This is a genomic window from bacterium (genome assembly GCA_041648665.1).
Lineage (GTDB): Bacteria > UBA10199 > UBA10199 > 2-02-FULL-44-16 > JAAZCA01 > JAFGMW01.
Genome location: JBAZOP010000112.1, coordinates 1 through 8,398, shown reverse-complemented (window position 1 = coordinate 8,398; position 8,398 = coordinate 1). Strand labels below are relative to the sequence as shown.

At 56.1% G+C, this 8,398-nt stretch carries 7 protein-coding genes; 2 read left to right on the top strand and 5 right to left on the bottom strand.

Annotation, left to right across the window (positions count from 1 at the left end):
• Nucleotides 1-1,090: small ribosomal subunit Rsm22 family protein (locus tag WC683_18125; GenBank protein MFA4974528.1), on the top strand; the 1,090-nt coding region annotated here is incomplete at its 5' end.
• On the opposite strand, the gene WC683_18120 is transcribed toward WC683_18125, so the two are convergent.
• Nucleotides 1,087-2,193 carry an RluA family pseudouridine synthase gene (locus WC683_18120; GenBank protein MFA4974527.1) on the bottom strand — a complete coding sequence of 369 codons (1,107 nt, stop codon included), beginning with the start codon at nt 2,191-2,193 and terminating at the stop codon, nt 1,087-1,089. The genes WC683_18125 and WC683_18120 overlap by 4 nt on opposite strands.
• Nucleotides 2,194-2,266: 73 nt before the next feature.
• Between WC683_18120 and WC683_18115 the strand changes: the two genes are divergently transcribed.
• Nucleotides 2,267-2,752 (top strand): hypothetical protein, encoded by a 486-nt coding sequence (locus WC683_18115; protein MFA4974526.1) that lies wholly within the window; start codon nt 2,267-2,269, stop codon nt 2,750-2,752.
• Between the two features lie 6 nt (nt 2,753-2,758).
• Here the strand turns inward: WC683_18115 and gyrB are convergent, their stop codons facing one another.
• The 4 genes from gyrB to WC683_18095 all read right to left on the bottom strand — a co-directional run.
• On the bottom strand, nt 2,759-5,248 hold the full coding sequence (gene gyrB / locus WC683_18110) for a DNA topoisomerase (ATP-hydrolyzing) subunit B (protein ID MFA4974525.1): 2,490 nt from the start codon (nt 5,246-5,248) through the stop codon (nt 2,759-2,761).
• Between the two features lie 128 nt (nt 5,249-5,376).
• Nucleotides 5,377-6,495, bottom strand: coding sequence for a DNA replication/repair protein RecF (locus WC683_18105; protein ID MFA4974524.1), 1,119 nt, complete (start codon nt 6,493-6,495; stop codon nt 5,377-5,379).
• A gap of 17 nt (nt 6,496-6,512) precedes the next feature.
• Nucleotides 6,513-7,625, bottom strand: a complete 1,113-nt coding sequence (gene dnaN, locus WC683_18100; GenBank protein ID MFA4974523.1) for a DNA polymerase III subunit beta — start codon at nt 7,623-7,625, stop codon at nt 6,513-6,515.
• A 265-nt stretch (nt 7,626-7,890) separates the two neighbouring features.
• The coding region (locus WC683_18095) for a helix-turn-helix domain-containing protein (protein MFA4974522.1) at nt 7,891-8,398 on the bottom strand (508 nt) is incomplete at its 5' end.

Sequence of the window (8,398 nt, the reverse complement as noted above, 5' to 3'; positions counted from 1 at the left end):
AGAGATAATTCGAAGGCTTGCAGCTGCACTAGAGGATTCGTTGCCGCACGACCGAGGACGAATCGCAAAGGCCGCCAAGCAGCTCTCGCTGGCGTTCACAAGCGAACGCGCAGCGATGCCCCTGGACTATCTGTCTGATCCCTATGCCCTCTCCGCCTACCTCGCAGCATTCCTGATCCCCAACGCGGTCAAAGTCATGCACTGCCTGGGACAGATCGATACCCCTGGCGACGACATATCGGTGCTGGATATAGGCTCAGGTCCAGGCACGGCATCCATCGCTGCATCCGTGTTCTTCTCAATGAAGCAGCCGGATGCCAGGATTAGGATCGCGGCAATAGATAGGATTCGGCCGGCATTGGAGAAAGCCCACGAGTTGTTTAAGAAGATCGCGCCTCCGCACCACTCGTTCGAGTCCGCCACCCTCGACATCACAAAGCAGACACTGCAAAAGGTTCTGGCCAAACAGCGCTTCGACGTCATCATCGCAGCCAACGTGCTCAATGAGCTCTCTGAAGATCAGGCGTTCAAGATCAGCACTGAACTTGCCCGCGACTTTCTCAAGGAGAATGGCTCGTTCATAATCATCGACCCGGCGCTGCGCGAAACCGCAAGGCCACTCATGAAATTGCGTGACAGCCTCGTCGATGGAGGGGTCGCACGGGTGACCGCACCCTGTCTCCATCAAAAACAATGCCCCATGCTAGCGGCGAACGAACGCGACTGGTGCCACTTCTACATCAATTGGGAGCCGCCGGAATTTCTAATTGAGCTCGACCGACTTTCAGGCATGGATCACACGCATCTGAAGATGAGCTATTTGATTTTCAAGCCCGCCAATCACGAGTCACCGGTCATGAGTCACGGCCTTTGGCGAGTCGTCTCCAGCCCGCTCGTATCTAAGGGCAAACGGGAGTTGGTCCTGTGCGGAAAAAGCGGAGAGCTTCTCAAGGTCGTAAGGCTGGACAAAAACACATCCCAGACCAACGCCGATTTTGACGCTGCAAAACGCGGAGATGTCGTCTCCTGCAGTTGCGAAGGCAGGATAGATAAAACGAACTCGTTCGAAATAATCCGAAACTGGGGCTAGACCGACGAACGAAGGAAATCCAGGATTGCCTTCATGTCATCCGGCATGGGTGAGCGGAAGGTCATCTTCTTTCCGTTCGCGGGGTGTTTGAACCCGAGCGACGCCGCGTGCAGAGCGTGCCTGCGGAAGCCGAGCGTGCGATCCACCTCGTCCATCAATTCGGGATATTTCTCCGCAAGCTCGTTCGCATAGAGCGCGTCACCCAGCACGGGGAAACCCTCGGACGCCAAGTGCACCCTGATCTGGTGAGTGCGGCCTGTGCGCACCGTGACGTCGAGGAGCGTCGCGTTCTTATAACGCTCCTTGACCCTGTACTCGGTGATCGCCTTCATGCCGCCTTCGCCCTCGACCGTCCTCACCTTCCTGCCGTCGTCGAATTCGCCCTTCTCAAGCGGCTTGTTTATCACTCCCTGTTCTTTCTCTATCCGGCCCTGAACGATCGCCTCGTAGGAGCGCTGGACCGAGTGCTCCTTGAACTGGCCGGTGAGCCTCTGCCCCTGTTTGGAGAGCGCGAAGACCATGATGCCGCTGGTCTCGGCGTCCAGCCTGTGGAGCGGGGAGACGAACGAGGATTTGTCGCGGAATTTCCGCCTGAGGAACGAGCGCACGCGATCGAGCATGCTGTCCCTGGTGTCCTGCTTGTCATTGGGGACCGAGAGCAACCCGCTGGGTTTCTCGACCACAACGAGGTCGCGGTCTTGGTAATATACCCGGACGGACGGGGTCTCCTTGCGCTGCGGCCTGTCCTTCGCTTTCCTCTTGGCCTTCTTCCTGGCGAAGTGCCTGTCGATGGAAGAAGATATCCCGGCGGTCTGCGGTCCGGCCTGCCGCCTCACCTCCTGATGCCTTTGCCTCTCCGGCTGCTGCCCCTGCCCCCCTTCCTCCTTCTCAGACAGACTCCGAAGAAGGGGCCTGATCTCCACCTCGTCGCCCTCAGCCAGCTCCCAGCCGGCGATCACGACCCTGCGGTTGTTTACGAGAACCCTCCCGGCATCCAACATGGCCTTCGCCTGTTTCCTCGAGGCGCCTGGAAGTTTGCCTTGGAGCCAGAGGTCCAGCCTCTGGCCGTTCTCCTTCTTGTTTACCCTGAAATTGCTCTCCAAGGTCCGTCTCCTCTGAATACGCTTGACCGTTTGTTTCTAAATGCTATCCCTGAGCGCCTGAAAAGGAGGCGTTATGCCGAGAATTGAGCTGGCCGAATTGACAGCCGACCTGCCGCAGGACTGGAATGTCCAGGGCATGCTCACGCTCACGTTGCCTTCGGAAGACCCCAACGTCAAGCCGAATGTAATCGTCACCAAGGAATACCTCCCGGGCGAGATAGACCTTGCCACGTATTTCGGACGGATCAGGGATTCCATCGTAAAGAGGGGCATCAAGGACCTCAAGATCTCCGATGAGAAGGACATAGCGATATCCGGCGTGCGCGGCAAAATGATGATATGCAGCTGGGACGTCTCCGCGATGGCCGAGATGCTCAAGCAGCAACAGCCGGATCGGCCTGCCCCTAAGATCAAGGAAGGTCAGATCGTGAAACAGATCCAGGTCACCCTCCTCAAGGAGAAACTGGCCATAAACATGACCGCCAGCTTCCCAGACGAGAAGTTCCCGGCATACTACAAACCGTTCCAGGATTTTTTGAAGAGCCTGAAGATAGCGTAACCTGGGTTATATATCCAGGTTGCGGACGTAGAGCGCGTTCTTCTCGATGAACTCCCTGCGAGGCTCCACCTGATCCCCCATCAATACGGAGAAGATGCTGTCTGCTTCTACGGCATCATCGATGTGCACTTGTAAAAGCGTCCTGCGCTCCGGATCGAGGGTGGTTTCCCAAAGCTGGCTCGGGTTCATTTCGCCCAGGCCTTTGTAGCGCTGGATGTCGTAGCCCCTTTTGCCCTCCGTCAGTATGTACTCCTTCACCTGCAAGAGGCTCGCGAGCTCGATCGACTCCCCGTCGCGCGTCACCGCATACGGCGCCTTCCCAAGCTTCGAGAACTCATCGTATAGCGACTTGAGTTCCCGGAACTCCGGGGAATGCAGAAACTCGATGTCGATCACCGTCTCCCTGGGGAAACCGTTCCATATGGTGTTGTACACGACCCTCTTCGCCTCGTTCTTGGGATCGTCACCCTGATCCATTTTGAAGTCGGAGAGCTCCGGATATCGCCTGTGCAGATACTGGGCTATCTCGTCCAACGCCGAGTCCAGTTTCTTCTGCGCGCCGGACAGCACGGTGTGGTTGATGGCCTCCGTCTCCACCACCGCATCTATTACCCTCGGATCCCTCCTTGCCTTGAGGATATCCAGTATGCCGGAGTAGTGGATCAACTGGCGGGTGATCTTCGCGAGCGCCTTGCCGGAGTAAGGTTTGTCGGCGCCCTTGGGTTCGACGGTTATCCCTTCGACTCCGAGATCTATGAGAAACCCTTCGAGCGCATCATCGTCTTTGAGATACTTTTCAGATTTTCCCTTCTTCACGCGATAGAGCGGCGGTTGTCCGATATAGAGGTACCCGTTCTCGATTACCTCTGGCATCTGCCTGTAGAAAAAGGTGAGAAGGAGCGTCCTGATGTGTGCGCCATCGACGTCCGCATCGGCGAGGAGGATGATCCTGTGGTACCGAAGCTTCGCTATGTCGAAGTCTTCTTCGCCGATGCCGGTGCCCAGCGCCGTGATTATCGTGCGGATCTCATCCGAGGAGAGCATCTTGTCGAAGCGCGCCTTCTCAACGTTGAGTATCTTCCCCTTGAGGGGCAATATCGCCTGAAATCTCCGATCGCGTCCCTGTTTTGCCGAACCTCCGGCGCTGTCGCCTTCCACGATGTAGAGCTCAGAGACCGCCGGGTCCCGCTCCTGGCAATCGGCGAGCTTGCCCGGCAGCGTGCCGGCCTCCATCGCGCTCTTTCTCCTGACCAGGTTTCTCGCCTGACGCGCAGCCTCGCGGGCGCTGGCCGCCACCACGGCCTTGTCGACTATCTTGCGAGCCGTCGGCCCATTCATCTCCAGGAACTCGCTGAGCTTCTCGTAGACCGCCTGCTTGACCAGGCCCTCTATTTCGGAGTTGCCCAATTTCCCCTTGGTCTGCCCCTCGAACTGCGGGTTCGGGAGCTTCACGGATATCACCGCGCACAGGCCCTCGCGTATGTCCTCGCCGTCGGGGGGCTTGTTGAGCTTCTTGAGAAGCTCGTTCTTGGTGGCGTACTGGTTTATCGTCCTGGTGAGCGCAGACTTGAGTCCGGAGAGATGCGTGCCTCCATCGCGAGTGTTGATGTTGTTCGCGAACGAGAAGATCTGCTCCTTATATCCTGTGTTCCACTGCATGGCCACGTCGACGATGACGCCGTCTTTTTCGGTCTCGAAGTGCACGACCTTGCCGTGCACCGTCTCCTTCGCCTTGTTGAGGAACTCCACGAAGCTGCTTATGCCGCCCTCGTACTTGAAGACGTGCTGCTTGTCTTTCTCGCGTTCGTCAGTGATCGAAATCTTGAGCCCTTTGTTGAGGAATGCGATCTCCCTCAGCCTCTGTGAGAGGGTATCGAAATTGACTTCCGTGGTCTCGAAGATGCTCTTGTCGGCCCTGAAGTGGACCTTGGTGCCGCTGCGCTCGCTCTTTCCTTTTTCAGCGAGCGGCGCATCCGGTTTGCCGCATTTGTAGCTCTGACAATAGAGCTTCCCATCCCTCCTTATTTCCAGGTCGAGCTGCTCCGAGAGCGCGTTGACGCAGGAAACTCCCACGCCGTGGAGACCGCCGGACACCTTGTATGACGAATGATCGAACTTTCCGCCTGCGTGGAGCTTGGTGAGAACGACCTCTGCCGCGGAGACGCCCTCAGTGTCGTGCATGTCAACCGGGATGCCTCGTCCGTTGTCCTCGACCGACACCGAGCCGTCGATGTGGATCACGACGTCGATGTCCGTGCAGAACCCGGCGAGCGATTCGTCCACAGAGTTGTCGACCACTTCGTAGACGAGCTGATGAAGCCCGTGGATGTTCGTGGATCCGATGTACATCGCAGGCCTGCGGCGAACCGCATCAAGGCCCTCAAGGACTTTGATCTTGGATGCGTCGTAGGAGTGCCCGGTCTTGACCGCATCCTTCGCAACAACCGCTTTCTCTTTGCCGGATTTTTTTGAATCAGCTGCTTGCTGTTTCTCCATGTTTCCTCTTAATTGCTTGATTTAAAAGGCTTTTCTTGTTTTGGGATCGAGCATGTGGATAGCACAGAGGGGTTATGAAGTAAAGCGCAATGAATGGACGCAGGCAGGCGCAAACCTTCGTTTTTACGCTATTTGCGGGCGACCGCGGTGCCGCGGCTCACGGAAAACAGCTGAGTGCGGCCGCTACCCATGGGGCCGATCTCCTTCTCGGATGTGGCTGTAATGAAGACCTGGCCTGTATTTGCGGCTATCGCCTCGAAGAAAAACCGGTTTCGATCGCAATCGAGCTCGCTCGCTACGTCGTCGAGCAGGAGTATCGGGTCCTCGCGGGCCTCCTCCTTGAGCATGGCCATTTCGGCGAGTTTAAGCGCCAGCACAAAGCTCCTGTGCTGCCCTTGCGAGCCAAAGCTCTTGACCGCAGCGCCGCCTATCCGCGCTTCGAGATCGTCGCGATGCGGGCCGACCAGCGTTGTGCAGCGTATGAATTCGTCCTCCCTGCGCGCCGCAAGCTGTCTCTCAAGCCCTCCCCTGATCGCCGGCAGACCTTGACCGACGAGCCCTGCCCCGCAGTGGGGCACATAAACAAATTCGGCGCGCCCATCGATCGAGGCGATCTTCATATATTGCCCGGGCAAGTGTTCGTTCAACCTTTCGACCCATTCATGCCTTGCGATCACAATCCTCCCGCCAAGCTCCACGAGCTGGTCGTCCCACGGCGCCAGCTCTTTCATGCGCGCGGCCCTGGGCGCGTCGGCATCGGAGAGTATCCGATTTCTTTGCCTCACCACTTTTTCATATTTGGAGATGTTGCCCCTGTGCGCAGGGAGGAGTTGAGAGATGAACGCGTCTATATATCTTCGCCTGGCGCCGGGAGAGCTGCGGAGCAACATTATCTCCTCCGGCGCGAAGATCACGGTCTTCAGAGAAGCTGTGCCCTTTAGGAGAGCCCTTTTCCCATTCCTCTGAAAGCCCTTCCGGGCGCTGTCCATTGTGACCTTTATGTGGTCCCTGCCGGCCACCGCGCTCACAGTCGCCGCAACTTCGGCCCTGGTAGCCTCCCAACCTATCATGTCGCGAAATTCGGGCGTACGGAACGATGACCCCGTAGAAAGCAGGTCTATCGCTTCTATGACATTGGTCTTGCCCTGAGCGTTCGCCCCGATGAGCAGGTTCACGCCAGGGCCGGGGGCCAAGCGCAAGTCTGTTATGTTTCTGAAGCCTTTCAGCGCTATTGATTCAATGTGCATCTTACGGGTATGCGCCCCTACAGCCTCATCGGCATTATGACATGGGTGAATCCGCGGTCGAACTCGCTCATTATGAGGCATGGCGAGGTTTCGTCGCCAAGCTGCAGCGCCACCTGTTCGTCTTCTATAGACAGGAGCGCCTCTATAAAATAGCGGGCATTGAAGCCGATATCAAAGGCGTCTCCCTTATACTGCGCAGTCAATTCCTCTTTAGCCTCCCCCAAGTCTGGGTTGGATGCGGAGATGTCGAGGTTGTTCGGCGACACGGTAAAGCGCACGCCGCGCGAACGGTCTGTGGAAATCACGGAAACTCGCTTCAAAGCACGTATGAGATCCTGGCGGTTAACAGAAACAACCCTCTTGCTCTTTTTTGGGACCACCTGCTCATAAGGCGGGAATTGGCCGTCTATAAGCCTTATCACCAAAGTGGTGTTGTCGCGATACGCTATGAGGTGTTTTGCATCGGCCCATAGTTCAACCGGAGAATCCCCTGTCTCCACGAGTCTTTTCAGCTCCGCAACGCCCTTCCTGGGCACTATACCGCCTTTTGGCAAACACCACTTTACATCCGCCTCCCTCTTTATGATCGAAAGTCTGTGACCATCCGTCGCGACCATCTGTATGGTCTTGCCATTCTCAGCCCCCGAGAAATCCGTATAAACTCCATTCAGGTTGTATCTCGTCTCATCGTTGGACATGGCAAACGAGGTCTTATCGATCATGTCGCGGATAAAAGCTGCGTCCGCCTTTTGGGTCTGGCCGGAGCCCTTTTTTGGTAAGGATGGAAACTCATCCGAGGCCAGTCCCACGACCTTGAAGTTGCTCTTGCCGCACTTTATCTCAACCCAGTTTCCGCTCTTCAGTTTAAAATGGACCATCTCCTCAGGCAACTCCTTAACTATCTCGTACAAGCTTTTAGCATGAATCGTCACCTTGCCTTCGGAGACAACCTCGGCAGGATAGATGCAGTTCATTCCCACTTCCAAGTCCGTGGCCGTCACGGAAAGGTTTTTCCCGCTTGCCTCCAGCAGAACGTTTGTGAGTATCGGCATCGTGCTCTTTCTCTCCACGATGCTCTGCACAAGCCCTAACCCTTTAAGCATCTCAGTCCTTGTTATTCTTATCTCCATAGCCGGTCCTCTCTTATGCTGTTAAAAAAGATTATATAGATAAAACAGTAGTCGTAGTAGAGCGTGTGGATATGTTTATAAGAGAAAAAATCTCATAAGCAACGTGGTTTTTAACGATGTAGTTCATGTTTTGTCTAGCTGGAAAAGCCCGCGAGATGGGCGTCAAAAGGAGAAGTAGTCCAGCGAAAGCTCGCCTGTCAACAGACAAATCTTATTCTTCCACAGGGATATCAAGAGCTGCCGTTGAAAAGTAATCGACAGGTTTCTAGTGGAGGATGTCTTTTTCTAGGATGGCGATATCGTTCTGAATCTTGGAGTCGCACTTCAAGAGTTTCTCTATTTTGCGACAGGCGTGCATTACGGTGGTGTGGTCCTTTCCGCCGAATTTCCCGCCTATTTCAGGGAAAGAAGAGCCGACATGTTTCTTGCACAGGTACATCGCGACCTGCCTTGGGAAGGCCAGGACCCGCATCCTCCTGGGCGACTTTAGGTCCGAGACGTTGAGGCTGTAGTAGCTTGCGACCGTTTTCTGAATGGACTCTATCGAGCAGGAGGACTCCTTGGCGCGGAGCGTTGTGCCCAGGACCTCGCGGGCGAGATCCACCGTGACGGGTGTTCCCGTGAGCGAGGCGAAGGCGTTGAGGCGGAGCAGGGAGCCCTCAAGCTCCCTCACGTTGTTCTTGATGGAGCTCGCCAAAAACATGGCGACGTCGTCCGGGCACTTGAGATTGGAGTTCTCAGCTTTTTTCTTCAGGATCGCGATCCTGGTTTCC